At 55.6% G+C, this 18,566-nt stretch carries 5 protein-coding genes; 3 read left to right on the top strand and 2 right to left on the bottom strand.

Annotated features, from left to right (window positions below; all coding sequences use genetic code 11):
- Position 1: 1 nt before the first annotated feature.
- Together G491_RS30740 and G491_RS0113345 are read right to left on the bottom strand one after the other, a co-directional pair.
- Positions 2–1,135, bottom strand: a complete 1,134-nt coding sequence (locus G491_RS30740; RefSeq protein WP_051327243.1) for an ABC transporter substrate-binding protein — start codon at positions 1,133–1,135, stop codon at positions 2–4.
- A gap of 101 nt (positions 1,136–1,236) precedes the next feature.
- Positions 1,237–12,987 (bottom strand): right-handed parallel beta-helix repeat-containing protein, encoded by an 11,751-nt coding sequence (locus G491_RS0113345; protein ID WP_169829431.1) that lies wholly within the window; start codon positions 12,985–12,987, stop codon positions 1,237–1,239.
- A gap of 861 nt (positions 12,988–13,848) precedes the next feature.
- Here G491_RS0113345 and G491_RS0113335 point away from each other — a divergent pair.
- The 3 genes from G491_RS0113335 to pgi all read left to right on the top strand — a co-directional run bounded on the left by G491_RS0113335 (position 13,849) and on the right by pgi (position 18,525).
- Entirely contained in the window at positions 13,849–14,283 is a 435-nt protein-coding gene (locus G491_RS0113335) for a BLUF domain-containing protein (RefSeq protein ID WP_028314954.1), read from the top strand.
- Between the two features lie 458 nt (positions 14,284–14,741).
- Entirely contained in the window at positions 14,742–16,922 is a 2,181-nt protein-coding gene (gene acs / locus G491_RS0113330; RefSeq protein ID WP_028314953.1) for an acetate--CoA ligase alpha subunit, read from the top strand.
- Complete coding sequence (gene pgi / locus G491_RS0113325) at positions 16,876–18,525, top strand: glucose-6-phosphate isomerase (protein ID WP_028314952.1); 1,650 nt, start codon at positions 16,876–16,878, stop codon at positions 18,523–18,525. The genes acs and pgi overlap by 47 nt, the downstream gene beginning before the upstream one ends.
- Positions 18,526–18,566 lie beyond the last annotated feature (41 nt).

Raw genomic sequence — 18,566 nt, 5'->3', positions numbered from 1 at the left:
GTCATTTTCTGATGGTCATATAGTACATTGGCTGGTTATTATCAAACTTAAGTATGACGATGGGCTTAATCGGGTCGCCAAACTGGTTAAAGGAGATGTTTCCCGTCACCCCTTCATAATCCTTTGTGGCCGCAATAGCGTCCCGGATAGCCGCCGTATTCAAGGTTCCGGCCTTGTTTATGGCATTTACGATCACCATAAGCGAGTCGTAGGCCAAGGGCGCCAGGCTGATTTTCACTTGGAACCCGTCCTTGTTGTATTCTTCCAAAAAGGCTTTGCTTTTTGGGTTGGGCAGGCCTGCATGCCACAGGTCGGAAAAATAATGCCCGTTCACTGCGCTGCCGGCGTACTCCGTCATAAGGTAGTTCCAGCCGTCCGCTCCAAGAAAGATTGATTTAACGCCCATGTTTTGGGCCTGACGCAAAATATATCCCGAATCCCTGGGGTAGCCCGGCACGAAAACCACTTCCGGCTGCAGGCTTTTAACCTTTTCCAGTATCTGGCTGAAATCCGAAGCGTCCTGCAAGTAATCGCCTTCCCAAAGGACCGTGCCTTTTTTATTGAACTGATCGATGAAAAAGGCCGCCAGATCGCGGGAAAACTGGGAGTTGGCGTTGGTCAGCACGACAACTGTTTTTGCGTTCAGGCGTTCAGACGCAAAATCAGCCAAAGCTTTTCCGGAAAACTCGTCTGAAGCGCACACCCGAAATATGTAGTCGCCGATTTTTGTTAATGCAGGATTAGTCGAGGCGGGGCTTATCATTGGAATCTTTGCTTCCTGCATCAGGTGGGCAATGGCCAGGGAATGAGCGCTCCAACTGGCGCCGACCACAGCGGTCGCCCCATCCCGGATGGCTTTTTTCCCGGCCGCCAAGGAGCCCAGGGAAGTGCTTTGGTTATCATACTCCAGCACCTTAACGGGTTTGCCCAATACACCCCCTTGATGGTTAATCCGTTGGCAGGTCCAGCGCAAAGCCTCAAAGGCCTCCTTGTCCATGGGGGCGGTGGCGCCGGTTTGGGCGAAAATAGCCGCTATCTTAACGCTATCGCCCGTCTGAGCGATTCCAAGGGATGTTCGCCCAGCGAGTAGGATCAGGAATAGGAATACGAATATCTTGCCGCCTGTTTTTATCATCTTTGAATAAGTGGCCGCCTTCCCGGAAAAGGGCTATTTAATTTGCAAAGGGGCGGCCCGTATTGACGGACCGCCCCTGGGGCTGGTTTCTTTAAAGGCTTTTAGTTCTTTTTGGCTTGCCCAAATAGTTTAAGCGCAGCCAGCCCGAACAACAGCGCGGCTAGGGTCATGGCGCCAGAGCCGGAAGGCTTGGCAGGCCTTGCAGCGTCCACAAAACAGCCGCCCCCGCCGCCGCCGTCAGCCACGCCGATGGAGTTCGAGCCTGAGCCTGCATTGGAGCCGCTGGAGCCCGGAGGGGAGGGCGGACGATCTTCGTCCGACACTGCCCAGGCGACCCTATCGATCATGCGAGAGATCTTTCTGGCAGCCTTGGACAACAGTCCGGGCTCTTCGTCTGCATCTCCCTTGCCGACGACGGCGTAAATAAATGCGCTTACGGGCAGCTTGACAACAAGCGGCGCTCCGGTGTCGTTTTTAACCCAGTAGCCGACGTACGGCTGCATCACCGTGGTTTCCACGTATCCGTCCGGGTCGGCCTTGCGGGTGTCGGGCTCGTAGTAGAACAGGTTTCTGTCTTTCAGCGGGTTGTCTGCGCTGGCTGAATCCTGCCGGTAGAAGGTTTCTCCGTCGACGGAGCTTTCCACCTGAGTCCAGTAGAGGCTTGTGGTGAAGGGGTCGCCTATCAGGTTCCAGCCGGGCTGCAGGGTGGTGTAATAGTCTTCGGTCGAGTCCACATGCAGGCCTCTTGCCGCCACCTCCTTGGCGTAGCGTGAAATGACCCAGTAAGCCTGGCACGGACCGAACGGGAATTTATCGTCAAATCCGTCGGCATTGCCCTCCAAATAGTATTCCTCGGGATCTTCCGTATACTGGGCCAGAGGATCGAATCCGAACAGGCGCCACTTGGCGTCGTCGTATTCGTCCAGATTATCCGGATCGCTAAGGATTTCCACCATGGATTCCATATCCGCGGCGTAAGCCGGGAAGCTGATCAAGCGGTAATCCTCCACCTCGGTTCCGCCGTTCAACTGAGTTGTGAACTCAGTGGGCCTGGCCAGGGTATAGAGCGAAAGGTGGGCCAGGGGCACAGTCACCGTGTCGCCTGTAATTACGGCGCCCGGGACGTACACCCATCTGCCCAACTCCGTGTCGTAAGTGAATACAAGGAGTTCATCCGTCGGCAAGCCGCTGTTATTGGGGAACGCCAGCGACGCCGGAATGGCGAAGGTGGTTCCCGAAGGACCGATTTCCACAACAGGGCTGCTCCGTTCTTCCATGTAAGGCTGTCCCGTTTCCACCTGGCTGATGGTGGGGGTGATGACGGAAGAGGTCGATCCCACGGGAATGGTGAAGCTCAGGCCGTCCAAGTCGCTGTCGGGTTCGTTGACGGTGAGTGTGGCGCCTTCTCCTGCGTTAACCTGGCCGCCGTTGACCAGCAGCGTCGCCTCGATGTAATGAACGTTGAACATCCCTGAAGTCAGTGTAAAGCTCAGGGAATCCGTGACTGTCAACTGGGTGCGACCCGAGGCCAAAGGCGTGAAGGTGAAAGTCCCGGCGCCGGCGTCCAGATCAGAAATTGCGCCGATGGTCTCGTCAATCACATCCACGCTGTACGGCGGCAGCCCCCCTTCAATCCGGCAGGCGATTTCCACCGTTGTGGTGACGGGCGCCGCAGCCCCGGAGTATGTGACTATGATGGCTGGGCTGCCCTGTGCGGGCGCCAGTCCCAGGCTGGGAACCACGGTGACGTCCAACACGCCCGAGCTCACGCTGTTGACGCCGTCCGACGCCAGGACGGAGAAGGTCGCCGTTCCCGTATCGCCGGATTGGGGCGCCCATTCCACAACGCCGTCCGTTGCAACCGGAATTTCCATGCCGTCAGGACCGGAGCCCAGGGAGTATTGCAGGGCCGCGGTTTCTTCATCGTAGCTGTAGAATTCCAGGGAGAACAGCCGGTTCACCATGGCCCCGTAAGGCTGGGGCTCCACCGAAGCGGGGGTTTCCGGCGGATCGTTGACCGCGGTTACAGTGAAGGTAAACTGCTGAGTCACGGACCGGCCGTCCGCGGCGGTAGCCTCAATGATTACCGTGTATGTGCCGGCTTCATCGTCGTACAAGGGATTGTAATAGATTTCGCCGGTGGTTTCCGAAATGGTCATGCCGGCCGGCTGGTTGGATCCGTCCGCAAATGCGTAGCTTGTAATAGCGCCGGAAACCGTGGGCTGGTAGGTGTATACGGCGTTTTCATCCACCGCGTCTCCCGGAGTGGAGGTGAAAACCAGGGCAGCCTGGGTTTCGTAGCAGCCCGGATCGTAATATCCGCCGATGGGACGGCTGGAGTTATCCAGGTCGTCCGTCGGGAAGGCTACGCCCGTAACATTGGCGATGCTGGGTTCGATGGAGTCCACAGACGGGGACGTTCCGTCCAGGTGGTAATCGCCGTTGGCTGCATCCACAAATCCAGGATCCGTGTTCCAGTCTCCTTCGTGGCTGAGGGGGCCGGAGTAGTTGGCCTGGCTGTTTCCGGATGCGTTATTATGATAGATGGCCAGGGTCGAGCTGGCGCCATCCCTTCCCACGCCCCACATGCCGTCGGCAAGTATATTATAGGCGATTTTGGGAGACGTATCGCTGGAGAAGACGCCCGTACGGAAACCGACAATGGTGTTGTTGACGATTTCAGGAGAGACGTTCACCTCGTTCGCCGCGGCCCAGACGTTAATTCCTATGCTTGCGGTCTGATTGTCCACAAACAGGTTATTCTCGATCCGGTTGCCCGTTCCCGTCGCTGAGATGGACAGGGCGTCCAGGGCGCTGCTCGAATCGCTGGTTATGCGGTTTTTCTTGATGAGAACATTTTCAGCGTCGTACTGCAGCAGGATGTGTCCCTGCGTCAGGTCCCCGCTTTCTATGCCGAATCCATCCAGGGTGAAGTCCTTGACTCCATTAAGGTGGACGCCCCATCCAATGCTTCCGTTAAAGGTGAGGATGGTGGAATCCGGGCCTTCGCCGCTGATGCGAATTCCGCTGTGGCGCTCTTCAATCATCAGGCTGTCTGTGAGGGTGAAGGTTCCTGCATGCACCAGCAGGGAGTCGCCGGCGGTCAAGGCGTCCAGGGCGTCCTGGATGGATTCGCCGGCGTACACATGGTTGACTACATTGTCGCGGACAGTGTAGGTGACGCTCTCTCCGCCCATGTTGCCTGCAAAATCCTGGAAGACCGCCGTGGCCGTCACCACGGCGTTGGCCGGCCAGGGAGCTTCCGGGGTGTAGCTGAAGATCACGCTGGTCAAATCCGAGTCGTCCACCACCAGGGTATTGGTGATGACCAGAGGATAGGTCGTCTGGTCAGATGTCATGGTCAGGATTACGGAACTGGAATCCACGCCAAAGTCATCGCCTATGGTGAATCCGAATTCGCCTCCTGGCAGGTTGGCGTCATAACTCCAGGATTCGATGTAGGGGCTGTTTTCATCATAGAACCATGTTTCATAACAGCCAATATCGTATTTGGAACCGTCAGGCCTCAAGGCGCCGTCCAGGTCTGTCGCCGGAAACTCCGTGCCGGCGGTTGCAGCTGCGGAACTCTCCAGGGCGTCCACGCAGGGAGAGATTTCCTGCAAATGGAAGTCCTTGCCGGCGGCGTCCACAAACAAGGGATCTTCGTTGATGTCCGTGGCGTGCGTGATGGTGGAGTCGTAGTTGGCGCCGTTTCCGTATACGCAGTTATAATGCACGTCAAAGGTGTTGTCCGCATAGATGCCTTCGGAGTTGAAGGCGATGATGTTGAAAGCAATCAGCGGGCTGGCGCTGTCAATGCAATCAATGCCGTTAATGAGGTCAACCATGGTGTTGTTGACGATTTCAAGCTCTGTGATGGAGCCGTCAACATAAACGCCCGTACCGGCGTTATAAGCGCTGGTCATTATGTTATTGACGATCCGGTTGCCCGAACCCGACGCCCCGATCCGCAGCAGGGGAGTCCTTGCCTCGTGCGTCACGCCGAAGACGTTGCCTTCGATCAGCACGTTTTCACTGGAGCCTTGCAGGAACAACAGGGTCTGATCCTCGGTCGTTCCAATGGAAAGGCCCTTGAGGGTGAAATCCGCAACCCCGTCCATGACGATGCCGTAGGCTCCGCAGTCGATAATGGAGTCCTCGTGCCCATCGCCCATAAGGGTGATTCCGTAATGCCGGGAGCCGATGAGAAGGTTGCTTCCCGAAATAGTGTACTCTCCGGCGTTTAAATGCACGGTATCGCCGGGAATGGCCACGTCCAATGCGTCCTGGATGGAGTCCCCTGTGTACAATTCATGAGTCATGGCGTCCCGGATGGTCCCGGAGAGAACAAAGGGATTTGGATCTGTGGGGTTGCCAAGGTCGTCATCCACGTAGACCGTCGTCGTGATTACGGAGCCTGCGACAAAAGGCTTAGTTCGTTCATAAGTTACAGTGACGTACGTCGTATCGCTGTAGTTCAAATTCAACTGGCTGGTGATGTCCGTCTGATAGCCTCCCTGGACGTCCAGGACCACCTGCAGGCTGGACAAGTCCACGCCGTTGGGGTCTTCCAGGACAAACCCGGCGCCAAAGGGATTCAGGCTCCAGTTTGTGACGTCCGGCCCTGTTACGGAGTCGCACTTGGTCCAGGGGCCGTAGTGAAGGACCGTATCAGCGGCGTTGCCCGCCTCGTCCACAGCTACGATATGTAAGTAATTGGTATTGTAGTCGAACAGGATGTTGCCCGGAGGATTAGAATCAATTTCCGGCGTTCCATCCAAAGGATTGGTGGATGCGTTTTCGTCCACAATCCATGCATAGGTCACATCGCTGCAGTTGTCCGAACCATAGGTCCAGGTGAGTGTGGTTTCCGCGTCGCTGGTGCAGGTGTCCGTGACCACGGAGGTGGCGCCCAGGATTGGGTTTGCGGGCGGTGTGAGGTCTCTGCGCCAGGGGCCGATGTGCATGGTTTGGGAAGCCGTGTTCCCAAGTGTGTCCACTGCGATCAAATGCAGGTAGTTGTCGCCTTCCACAATGGGGGTGGAGACCGGGGGCGTTTCCGTCATTGTCCCGTAGGCCAAAGGATCGGTGCCCGGGGCGGCGTCCACTATCCAATAGTACCCGGCCAACTCGCAATCGTCCGAGCCCGCGGCCCAGCCGATGGCTATGATTCCGTTGACGGTGCATGTATTTGTCGTCACGGAGGAGGACAGGAACCTGGGATTTTCAGGCGGCGCATCATCCCGGCGCCAGGGGCCGAAATGGGCGGTCGAGCCGGCCAGTTGTCCGGACTCGTCCCTGGCGCGCACATGCAGGTAGTTGTCGCCCGTGGACAAGGTGATGGTTTCCGGCAAATCTCCGTAGTCGCCGCTAGTCGCGGCGGTTAAGGGAGAATTGGTCACCAGCCAGTAGTACCCGTCCAGTTTACACTCGTCCGTGCCTGGCGTCCAGGTCAGGGCTGTGCTGGCTGCATTGGTGCACGCGCCCGTGACGACGTCCGATCCGATCAACTCCGGGTTCTCCGGCAGGTTGACGTCTCTTTTCCAGGGGCCTACATGCATGATGTTGTCAGACAACCGGCCCACTGAGTCCTTGGACCTGACGTGGAGGTAGTTGTCTCCGGACTCCAGGGCCATTTCCGTCGGCAAGCCGCCGTAATTTCCACTGATGCTGGGATCGGTGTCCGGTGCGCCGTTATGGATCCAGTAGTATCCGTTCAGATCGCAGTCGTCCCAGCCGTCGGTCCAACCCAGGGTGACGCTGTCGTCAAGGAGGCACACCCCGGTGAGCACGCTGTTGCTATACAGCGTCGGGAGTGTGGGCGGAGCGTCGTCCATTCTCCAGGGGCCGATGTGGAGCGTGTCGGCGGCAAGCTGTCCGGCTTCGTCCAGGGTTCGAATGTGGAGATAATTGTAACCCGGCATCAAGGAAATGTTGCTCGGCGGTGCAGCATCAAAGGTTCCATCCGAAGAGGGGTCCGTGTCGGCTATGTCGTCCATTATATAATAGTACCCGTCAATTGCGCAGTCGTCCGACCCCATGTTCCACAACAGGTTGACGCTGGTTTCCGGAGTGCAAGTTCCGGTCACGACGTCCAGGGATGTCAGTTCCGGGTTTAAGGGCAGGGCGCCGTCCTTTTTCCAGGGGCCGATGTGGAGCGTTTCCTCCGCAAGCTGTCCCAGGCTGTCCACGGCCACGATGTGGTAATAATTGTCGCCGTTGGAAAAGCCGATATTGGCGGGCAATTCGGTAATAAAGACTCCATCTGCGTAGGGATCGGAGTCGGGGCTCGAGTCTATCTTATGGTAGTAGCCATGCAAGGAGCAGTCGTCATCGCCCGGGGTCCAGGTCAAGGCGGTTAAAGAACTGGTGGTGCATGTTCCTGTGGTCACGGTGGTGGAATCCAGAACCGGGTTGGTCGGCAGGGCCGCGTCAACAGTCCAGGGACCGATGTGGAGCGGATCGACCGGGGTTTGCCCCAGGCTGTCCTGCGCCAGAACATGCAGGTAGGTTTGGCCTTCAGGCAGGGCTATGGATTCGGGAAGCGCATCCGTAAAAACGCCTCCAATAGAAGGATCCGCGACAGGGTTGGAGTCAATTATGTACCAGTAGCCATCCAGGTCGCAGTCGTCCGAGCCCGGGGTCCAGGTAAGGTTCGTCGCCGACGCCAGGGTGCAGGTGCTTGTTGGGACCGTTGTTCCGGTCAAAAGGGGATTGACAGGCAGGGAGACGTCTTTGCGCCATGGGCCGATGTGGAGGATTTCCGAAGCGGTTTTTCCGGCCTCGTCTTTTGCCAACACATGCAGCCAATTGTCTCCGTCGCTGAATGTAAGCTCCGTGGGCAGGGCGCCGAAATCTCCTTCGGAGCTTGGATCTGTGGCTGTTGCGGAGTCCACAATGTAGTAGTAGCCGGCCAGACCGCAGTCGTCCGACCCTTCATTCCAGGACAAATAGGTTCCGTCATCCAGCACGCAGGAGCCCGTAAGCACGGAAGCGCCTGCCAAAGTCGGGTTAACCGGAAGAGCGCCGTCGCGCTGCCAGGGACCCAAATGCAGGACTTCCGTTGCAAGCCGGCCTGCGGAGTCCATGGCGATTACATGCATGTAGTTGTCGCCGACGCTCATGTTAAAGCTGGCGGGCAGGGCGCCATAAGTTCCATCAATGGTTGGGTCGGTGTCGGATATTTGGTCCACATACCAATAATACCCGTCGATGCCGCAATCGTCCGTTCCTGCGTTCCAGGTGATGGTGATGTACGTGCTGTCCAGGCATGTGCTTATGGGCTGACAGCAGCTTAACATGGCTGGGTTGGTAGGAGGCGCATCATCCATTTTCCAGGGGCCGATGTGCAGAATCGCGTCGGCAAGCTGGCCTGCGCTATCCTGCGCCTGAACGTGGAGATAGTTATCCCCTGCTGAGAAGGAGATGTCCGAAGGCAAGGCGCCGAAGTTCCCTTGGTTTTTAGGATCAGAGTCAGCCGCGGAATCCACGATCCAATAGTAACCGTTGATTTCGCAGTCGTCCGAGCCGGGCGTCCAGGTCAGGTAGGTCATTGTTTCCACCGTACAGGTTCCCGTGGACACGCTTGCGCTGTCCAGTATCGGATTAACGGGGAGTTCGCCGTCGCCTTTCCAGGGGCCGTAATGCTGGGGCAGGCCCGAACTGTTTCCTGCTTCGTCCTTGGCGATCACATGGAGATAGGTATCCACACCTGGATTGATGGTTAGCGTTTCAGGCAGGGCGCCTACCAGCGTTCCGTACATTTCAGGATCCGTGGAAGGCTCGTTATTGATCAGGACGTAATATCCTTCCAGAGCGCAATCGTCCGAACCGGCGGTCCAGGTTAGGGAGGTTGATGCAGCCGTTGTACACGCGCCCGAGGCGACGGATGTCGCCGTCAAAACGGGATTGACAGGCAAAGCGTCGTCTTTTCTCCAGGGGCCGATATGGAGGACTGACAAGGCAAGTTGCCCCGCCTCGTCCATGGCCTGGACATGCAGGTAGTTGTCTCCCGTCGTAAAGGTGATGTCCGCAGGCAACGAGCCGTAATTTCCGCCAGAGGCCGGGTCCGTGCTGGGGGAGCTGTCATGCACCCAATAGTATCCGTCCAGGCCGCAATCGTCTGCGCCGGGCGTCCAGGTCAGATCCGTGTATGTTGCATTCGTGCATTCTCCTACGTTGACAGTTGTGGAGTCCAGAGTTGGGTTGCTTGGCCGATTCGTGTCTTTGAGCCACGGGCCGAAATGCAAAATCTCCGAAGCGGAGTTGAAGTCGTCCTTGGTTACCAAATGGAAGTAATTGGTTCCCGTGGACAGGGTGTAAACGACGGGCAGGGCTGAACTTTGGGTCGCCGTCCCGGAAAGTTCCGGATCCGTATTCGGGCTCGAGTCCATAACATAGACGTATTCCACGGTTCCGCAATCGTCGGAGCCCGAAGTCTGCCAATTAAAATACACGTTGGTGTCCGTCACGCACGTATTGGTGATAACCGTAAAATTGTTCAGAACCGGATTGACCGGCAGTTCGTCGTCCACGTACCAGGGGCCGATGGTCAGGGTTTCGTCCGCCAGCAGGTGGCTGTTGTCCTTGGCCCGGATATGCAAATAGTTGGCGCCTTTACTCAGGGTAATGGATGTGGGCGGCGAGGCCGAGAAGGTGTCGGATGTGGTGACGCTGCCAGTGGGGTCGGAGTCCACATAGTAGAAGAATCCGTACATGCCGCAGTCGTCCACGTTGACGTACCAGGACAGGGAGGTGCTTGTATCCTGTGTGCAGGTATTGGTTACAACCGATGTGGTCAACAGCACCGGGTTGTCAGGCGGGGTCGTATCGTAATTCCAGGATCCATAGTGCAGGGCCGAAGCTGCAAGGTTGCCGTCCACGTCTTCCGCAATAATGTGCAAATAATTGTCCCCGGAATTGAGCGTAATGGCGTTAGGCGGATTTTCCGTAAAAAAGGGCGATCCGGTTGTGGGGTCCGTGTCGGGGACGGAGTCTAATATCCAGTAGTATCCAGCGATGCCGGATTCATTGTCCATTCCTAATGTCCAACTGATGACCACAGATGAATCAACGGTGCAGATGCCGGGAGCAGGATCGCTTTCATCCAGAATGGGATTGGCCGGATTGGTCTGGTCCATCTCATAGGCGCCCATGTCCCAGTCTATGTTTTGGGGGCGGCTCAGGTTGCGGGCGTCTATGGTGACTGTGTCCGTAATGGCCGCCGGAATGGCGTCTATGGCCGTGGCGCCGGAGGCCAGGCGAAAGTCGCCGTTTCCCCGGTTCCAAAAGGGCTGTACGTCCGAAATATTGGCGCCCATGTCCGTGACCTGGTTCAACTGGCCGCTTCCGTTATCGGAAAGGACGTTGTAATCCGCATAGGCGGCGCAAGAGTTGCAAGTGAGCACGTTTATGCCGTATCCGTCAAAGCCTTGGATGATGTTGAAATTAAACTCCACAACGTCGCTGTACAAGCTCGCGGCCTGGATGCCGTCGCCCGATCCACCGTAAAGTGTGTTGTGATAGATTGCGGGGGCGAAGGAGGCCAATCCGTTCCCCGTTAGCGAGACTCCATTCTCCAGGGCGTAGGTCCCGCTGTTTAACTCCGCAATGATATTGTTCGTGATTTGAGGGCTGGCAACTCCGCCCTGCGCCTGATCCACCGAGATGCCCGTGGTGCAGTCGAAAATTTGGTTGCCGTCCACCTCGGGGCTGCAGTCCTGAACGCTTATCCCCACCGTGCTGGCTGTCTCGACTGTAGAGGTGATTACATTCTGAACGATGACGTCGTTATAGGAAGCGTTGCCGACGTAAATACCCGTAAGCTGTTGATAAGTAGCGCCGCCTGTATAGTAGATTTTATTCTGTGCAATTGTGTACTCCCCGTACATGGCGCTTCCGATATAAACGCCGAATCCGGGGGCCACGGCCAATCCGCCGTTGTCGTAAATGCGGTTTTGGTTAATGTCCACCAAACCCGAATCATGCAGATAAACGCCGTACAGGCTGTTGTTGTATATGTCGCAGTCGTGGACCCAATGGTCCTGCCCGCCGGAAATTTCAACGCCGTAAGCGTTATCTTTCAGGGCGCAGGATTTCACGCCGCCGTAATAGGCGCTTTCGAACTTAAGGCCGGCGCCGGAGAAATTTTCGACCGTGAGGTTTTTAACCGTCACGTTTGACGTCTGAATTTGGATGCCATTGGTCCAGTAGCCGGCCCCCACACCGGAAATGAGCGTGGAGTCCGGACCTGCGCCAATAATTGTCAGGTCGTCGAAGTACCCGCCGGAAACATAATGTCCATCATCGGGCTCGATTCCTCCGTTGCCCGTCACTGTGTAAGCGCCCGCCTCTAAATGCAACTCCACCGATCCCGAAATGCTGCTGTTTGTGTTTATTTCGGTAAGAGCCGTGTACAGGGTGTTCCAGGGATTCGCTTCGGATCCGTCGCCTCCCTCAGGCACATAAGGAGCTACATATAATTTGGTGGGGGGCGGAGTGACGTATTCGTACGCGCCAACATCAAATCCTGCGTCCACGGGCCTTGCGGTTCCTTCAATATCCTCGTTTACCGGGTCGCCGCTGCCCGCCGGGATGAAGTCAATGCAGGGCGAACCGCTTGACAGGCTGAAATCTTCTCCCCCGTAGTTCTTAAAGGAAGGATAGCCGTACATGTTATTGGTTTGTTCGATGAAGCCGTAAAAACTGTTGTAGACTTCGTATGTGATATTATAATCGGCGTATATGGTTCCCGGCCCGGAGTTCAGGACAATTCCATAATAACTGGAGAAATAGGCCAAAATATTATATTGGACGTCGGCGGTTCCCGCGAAATTCGAAAACTCAACGCCGCTGCCGGAGCCCGTGGCGATGGTGTTGTGGTAGATGACCGGGTTGAGGGTCCCGCCGTTCTCCCCATTGAAATAGATGCCGGAATGCATGTCCGTTGAAGATTGGGCGTATATGAGGTTGTTGGTGATGGTGGGGGAGGCTGCCATGCCCGCTGCGCTGGCGCCGCAGGAGACGCCGTAGTAACAGCCCTTGATGATGTTCCTGTAAATAGCCGGGCTGGCGTCCACTATGGTTACGCCGTAAGTGTCCAATGAATAGGAATCCTGGATGATGTTACTATAAATGTGATCCTGGATGGTAGACCCCTGAATGTATATCTGATGTATCTGATAGCCGTCCCCCCCCGCGGGAATCCAGTTGTCGTGGATGGAATGGCCGCCGCCGCTGGCTCCAGTGATTTTTATGCCATAGGGGCTCATGCCGTTCCCGTTGTTATTGATGCCGCCGGATGAGGCGTTTCCATATATTTCACAATAGGTGGATTCGTTCAGGATGACGCCCGCGGAGGTGTTAAAGGCCATGACGCAGTCGCCGGTCACGGAGCCGTTGGTGCAGCCGGAAAACTCCACGCCCACGAGGTTGTTTGTGAATGCGCAGTTGACAACGCTTCCGTTATCGGCGCCGTTGAAGTAAACGCCCCGGCCGGAGGCATAACCCGCTATGCCCAAGGCTTCCACCGTGATGTTATCGCCCGTAACGATGATTGCATCCAGCCATGTGCTGCCGTAATAGCCCTCAAACAGGGTCGTGGAAGGGTCGTCGCCCAATATGTGCAGGCTGGTGATGGCGCCTCCGTTGTCTTCAACCGTAAGGACCGTGTCCGGCTCATGCCCGTCATCGGTAGAGTATACGCCGGCAAGCAGGTTCAAGACAATTTCGCCCGATCCGTTGGCGTTTAACCATGTGACCGCCGTATGCAGGCTGTTCCACGGCGTGGCCATGGCGCCGTCGCCGTCCGTGGAGGCGTTGGGGTCCACATAATAATTTGTCGCCGTTGCCATGGCGCTGCCGGGCGCAAAAACTGCTACCAACACCACTGTTAACAGCAGCAGCATTGCGTGACGAATATTGCCGAAATGACTAGATTTACGGATGTATGTGCACATGGTTGAAGGCTCCTGGAAAGAGCTGCGTCTCCTTCCTAAGTAGAATTATGGAACGCCTGTCGGCACTAATTCTTAAAGATGTTAAGAATCAAAGAAGCGCCAAGCTGATCGCCGATAATTGCATTTGGCTTGTTAATGTTTTTCTAACAAACCGCGCCTCCTTTCCTTATGAAAAGGCAGGAGGGGTTATTTCGTCAAATAAGTGGTTTAGGGTTTTGCCTTAATGAAAAAATATAGCAAAAACGATTAGGGGAAAACAAGACGTAATGGAAAAAAGGACGCAAGACTTTTTATAATTGCAGGAAACTTGATTCTTGAGCGTAAAAAAACGATACGGGATTGCCGGAATTTGATAGGTTATGTGATCCATTTCACAGCTCTTTCCCTGAAGGGCGCCGCCTTTAGACCGCTATTCCCATACTGGTTCCATAGGGAATTGATCGTGGAAAATCGGCTGTTCGACCTATGGATTGATTCCTTCTTGGAGAAAAAAAGCGGCGGGGCTCGCCTTGCAAAGACCGACTGCTCTGAAAACCTGTCGATAATTGAAGGGGAGGCATTGTATTTTATTGGAATATGGGTCTTTTTTTAAAAAAACGGAAAGGAAAATTAATCAATTTTATTGCATGAACAGGCAATGTGCGTTATGATCCTATCCATATTTTTAAAAGCGTTCATTTCTCCAGCCGGTTATGGTTTGGAAAGGATTAACCCCCCGCGCACTTTTTATGGGGGAGTCATTGCCAGGAGGCGCCCATGACAATGGTCCGTTTGATTTACACCAGCCAGTTGAGCGAAAATTGCGGGGTTCCCGAAGTGCGCAGTATTCTCAAGGCTGCCCGCGTCAATAATCAAAAGATCGGCGTAACAGGGCTCTTGTGTTATGATCCGACTCACTTCATGCAATGGATCGAGGGCGAGCGCAACATAATCAGCCGCCTTTATCATTCCATTGCAGCAGATCCTCGTCATACAAATGTTGTCCTGCTGGATTACGGGGAAATTTTTCAAAGGGAATTTGCCAAGTGGTCCATGGCATATGTTAATCCCGGTGATGTGAGCCAGGACATCATCCTTCGCTACTGCTCCAGCATTGAGTTAAATCCGTATTCCATGTCCGCAGAAGCCGCCCGGAGTTTCATGCTTGACATCGCCCAGATGAAGCGCTCCACTCTGGATAGCGACATTTAAGCCTTGGGGGCGTCCCCTTGCTTAAGAAATCCTTTTAGCGTCTTGCGATCTAACTGTCTGGGGCCTGTTCAAGGCCGCCATATGGCGCGCCGGTGAACGGGCCCTTTCCTTTTGAGCTTATTGCTTTCCTGAATAAAGCCTGCACCGTGGTAATCGCCGGTAGAGGGCGGTCCTCGGCAGCCTGTGCTCTTTTTTAAGGAATTTTAAGGCATTGCAATCACCTGCGCTATTGCGGGGCGTTGAAACGGGGCTTGTCCCGCAAGGGCGGTTTCTTTTTGTTTTTTTTCCCTAAAAATGACCCTTGTCTAATAGATTTTTAACCTTGACCTACAATATTCCCCCGGTCTACTATTTTTCCGTTTGACATAAAAATGGTTGCTGTTAATAACTGATGGAAATGTCTGCTGAAGGTAATTCCGGAGCGGACAATGCATTCTACATATGGCAGGAGGAAACACATGCCAGCGACAATCAAGACTATAATGGAGCCAAAATCCATTGCGGTTATTGGAGCAACAGACCGTATCGGCAGCGTGGGCAGGGCCGTGGTGACCAATATTATCGAGGGCGGGTTCACCGGCGTGTTGTATCCGGTCAATCCCCGCGCGCGGTCCGTGGTCGCCAACAGGGCTTATCCCACGATTAAGGATATTCCGGACGACGTGGACATGGCCGTGGTCATCGTACCCGCTCCCATGGTGGTGGACGTTGTGGAACAGGCCGCGGAAAAGGGCGCCAGCGGCGTGGTTGTTATCACCGCCGGATTCAAGGAAGTGGGCGGTGAGGGCGTTAAGCTGGAAAACGAGCTTAAGGCCGTGGTCAAGGAGCGGGGAATCCGTCTCATCGGCCCTAACTGCCTGGGCATCATCAACACCGCTCCCGGCTTCAGCATGAACGCCAGCTTCGCCCAGGCCATGCCTGCTCCGGGCAATATCGGGTTCATCTCCCAGTCCGGCGCCATGTGCACCGCGGTTTTGGATTTGGCTATGGGCCGGAACATCGGCTTTTCCAAGTTCATATCCTTTGGAAACAAGGCCGATGTCAGCGAAATCGACCTTTTGGAGTACCTGGGGCAGGATCCGGACACGGACGTCATCCTCATGTATCTGGAGGACATTACAGACGGCCGGAAGTTTATGGACGTAGCCCGGAAAATCACCTGGAAGTACAAGAAGCCCATGCTGGCCATCAAGTCGGGCCGTTCGGAAGAGGGCGCCAAGGCGGTCTCCTCCCACACCGGATCCCTGGCCGGCAGCGACGCTTCTTACGACGCCATTTTCCAGCAAAGCGGCATCCAGCGCGTGGAAGACGTGAACGAAATGTTCCATTACGCCACGGCTTTTTCGCAAATGCCTTTGCCCAGGGGCAACCGCATCGCCATTGTCACCAACGCCGGCGGCCCCGGCATCATGACCACGGACGCGGCCGTGCGCCACGGCCTGAAGCTGGCGGAATTCGGCGAGCGCACCAGGCGCATCCTGGGCAAGAACCTGCCCCCCACAGCCAACATCAATAACCCTGTTGACGTTATCGGGGACGCGGACTACCAGCGTTACGAGGCCGCTTTAAGGGCGGTTGTGGACGACGGCGACGTGGACGGCGCCATTGTGGTGCTCACTCCGCAAAAGATGACCGACGTCCTGGAAACCGCCCAGATGGTTCCCAGGGTTCTGGAAGGGGTGGTCAAGCCGGTGCTGTGTTCGTTCATGGGCATTGTGGATGTGTCCGTGGGGGTGCGCTACCTGGAGGAGAACAACATCCCCAACTACAGCTTTCCCGAGGAAGCGGTGCGCGCCCTCAAATCCATGGTGCATTTTTCCAAGGACGTGGAGCCCAATGAAAACATCCGGCGCGAGTATGTGCATTACGATGTGGACTCCAAATCCGTGAACGCCATTATCAAGGAAAAGCTCAAGGACGTTGACAGGGTGACCCTGCCTCAGTCCGAAGCCAACGAAATCCTGAAAATTTACGGATTTCCTGTGCTCCAAAATCGGGTGGCGACCTCTCCGGAAGAGGTTAAGCCCATTATGGATGAGCTCGGGACTCCCGTGGTCATGAAAATCATCTCCCGCGACATTGTGCACAAGTTCGACGCCGGAGGCGTGATGCTGAACATCGAATCCCTGGAGGAGGCCCAGGCCGCCTACGATCAGATTCTGCTCAACGCCAAGGCTTTCAAGGAGGACGCGGTCATCGACGGAGTCCTGGTGGAGCAAATGGCTGAAAAGGGCGTGGAGATCATCATAGGCTCCCATAACGACCCCAGCTTCGGACCCATGTGCATGTTCGGCCTGGGCGGCACCTTTGTGGAAGCCATCGGCGACGTTTCCTTCCGCCTGGCGCCCATGTGGGAGTCCAGCGCCGTGGAAATGATCGGCTCCACCAAGGCCTCCACCATCCTGGGCGGGCTCCGGGGCAAGCCGCCTTCGGACATCGACGCCATCAAGGATTGCCTGCTGCGCCTTTCCCAGTTGGTTACGGATCATCCTGAGATCGTTGAAATGGACATCAACCCTCTGATTGTATATCCTAAGGGATGCAAAGTGGCTGACAGCAGGATCACCCTTGCCAAGAGGGAGGATGCAGACGATGAAGAAGACGAATCCGGTGAAGACCCGGGCGTGGCTGTTTCTTGAAAAGCATTATGAGGATATAAAAAACCGGCATATGCGGGACTTTTTTAAGGAAGACCCGCGCCGGTTCGATAACTTTTCCCTGGCTTTGGACGACATCCTGGTGGATTTCTCCAAAAACAGGATCACCACCAAAACCCTGGAGCTGCTTCTGAATCTGGCCCACGAGGCCGGACTCAAGGAAATGATAAACAGCATGTTCTCCGGGGAGCATATCAACGAAACCGAGAACAGGGCGGTGCTCCACACCGCCCTACGGCGTCAGGGCGACGGGCCCGTCCTGGCGGACGGCAAAGACGTCATGCCGGATGTGCGCGCGGTGCTGGAGCAAATGCGGGTTTTTTCCGGCCGGATTGTTACCGGAGAGTGGAAAGGCTTCACCGGCAAGGCCATAACCGATGTGGTGAACATAGGCATCGGCGGCTCCGACCTGGGGCCCGTCATGGTCACGGAATGCCTGAAGCCATACGCCAAACCCCACATGAACGTCCATTTCGTCTCCAATGTGGACGGAACCCACATCGCCGAAACCCTCAAGCTCCTGAACCCGGAAACCACCCTGTTCATGATCGCCTCCAAAACCTTCACCACTCAGGAGACCATGACCAACGCCTACACGGCCCGGGCCTGGTTTCTGGAAAAAGCCGGGGATAAAAAGCATGTGGCCAGGCATTTTGTCGCCTTGTCCACCAACAAGGAAGCGGTGGAGGAGTTTGGCATCGATTCCCAAAACATGTTCGAGTTCTGGGACTGGGTGGGCGGCCGCTACTCCCTGTGGTCGGCCATTGGCCTGTCCATCGCGTGCTACGTGGGGTTTGAGAATTTCCACGAACTCCTTAAAGGGGCCTACGCCATGGACGTGCATTTTCAAAAGGAGCCTTTTGAAAGGAACATCCCGGTCATCCTGGCGCTGATTGGAATCTGGTACAATAATTTCTTCAACGCGCAAACCGAGGCCATCCTGCCTTACGATCAATACATGCACCGCTTTCCGGCGTATTTTCAACAAGGGAACATGGAAAGCAACGGCAAGTCCGTGGATCGGGACGGCAATCCCGTAACCTGGCAAACCGGTCCCATCATCTGGGGAGAGCCGGGCACCAACGGTCAGCACGCCTTTTATCAACTGATCCACCAGGGAACCAAGATGATTCCGGCGGATTTTCTGGCGCCGGCACAATCTCATAATCCCATAGGAGAGCATCATAAGATTCTTCTTTCCAACTTTTTCGCCCAGACCGAAGCCTTGATGAACGGCAAGACCGCCGGGGAAGTGCAAAAGGAGTTGGAGGCGGCAGGAAAATTGCCGGAGGAGATCGCCAAAATTTTGCCGCACAAGGTTTTTGATGGCAATCGGCCCACCAACTCCATCTTGTTCAAAAAATTGACTCCTAGAACCTTGGGGAGTCTCATCGCCATGTACGAGCACAAAATTTTCGTCCAGGGCGCTTTGTGGAACATCTACTCCTTTGATCAATGGGGCGTGGAGCTGGGCAAGCAGCTCGCCAAAAAGATTCTGCCGGAGTTGGAAGACGAAAGGCCCGTGAACTCCCACGACGCCTCCACAAACGGATTGATCAATGCGTACAAGCATATGATGGGATAATTTTATAGTCCTGGCTTAACCACTCCTTGAAAGGAGCTTGC

Source organism: Desulfatibacillum aliphaticivorans DSM 15576 (assembly GCF_000429905.1).
GTDB classification, from domain to species: Bacteria; Desulfobacterota; Desulfobacteria; order Desulfobacterales; family Desulfatibacillaceae; genus Desulfatibacillum; species Desulfatibacillum aliphaticivorans.
Note: the sequence above shows the minus strand (reverse complement) of the source record. Positions and strands in the feature narration are given on the sequence as shown.